The organism is Paenibacillus sp. P2(2022) (genome assembly GCF_029522175.1).
Lineage (GTDB): Bacteria > Bacillota > Bacilli > Paenibacillales > Paenibacillaceae > Paenibacillus > Paenibacillus polymyxa.
In genome coordinates this window covers 1-607 of the sequence record NZ_JAKWFI010000041.1, presented here as the reverse complement: position 1 = coordinate 607, position 607 = coordinate 1, and the positions used below count along the sequence as shown (strand labels likewise).

Here is a 607-nt window from a genome sequence, read left to right as displayed (position 1 = left end):
CCCCATTCGGACATCCCCGGATCAAAGCTTGCTTACAGCTCCCCGAGGCCTTATCGTTGTTCGCCACGTCCTTCGTCGGCTCCTGGCGCCTAGGCATCCTCCGTGTGCTCTTTGTAGCTTAACCTAGTATTTACATCGTAAATACGATTTGCTTTGGATTTCGGTTCAACACTTACGTGTGAATGAAATTCAAGGCAGCTACCTTTATTTCACTTGTTTACACAAGATCAGCTTAAAGGAATATTCTAAAACGCAATTTCGTTTCGGTATCCAGTTTTCAAGGTGCAATTCGCTTCATCGAAGCGAAACCCGATGAATATTTCGGTTCCACACGATGTGTGAATGAAACATTCGTCGAAGCTTGAGAGTTTGAACTCTCAAAACTGAGCAACGAGTGAGTAAGTCCAGGATATTCATTTCATTCACACGAATGTGATGAACCGAATTGAATATCCGGTTGCAGGTACGCTGTACCTGCTAATTTGAATGTTTCCATCGCAGGAAACGATTCTCCATAGAAAGGAGGTGATCCAGCCGCACCTTCCGATACGGCTACCTTGTTACGACTTCACCCCAATCATCTACCCCACCTTCGGCGGCTGGCTCC

2 rRNA genes are annotated in these 607 nt (G+C 46.1%); both read right to left on the bottom strand.

Features of this window, described 5'->3' with window-relative positions:
- Positions 1-124 (bottom strand): 23S ribosomal RNA (locus MMB75_RS26085); the annotation flags it as partial.
- Between the two features lie 394 nt (positions 125-518).
- Positions 519-607, bottom strand: a 16S ribosomal RNA gene (locus MMB75_RS26080); the annotation flags it as partial.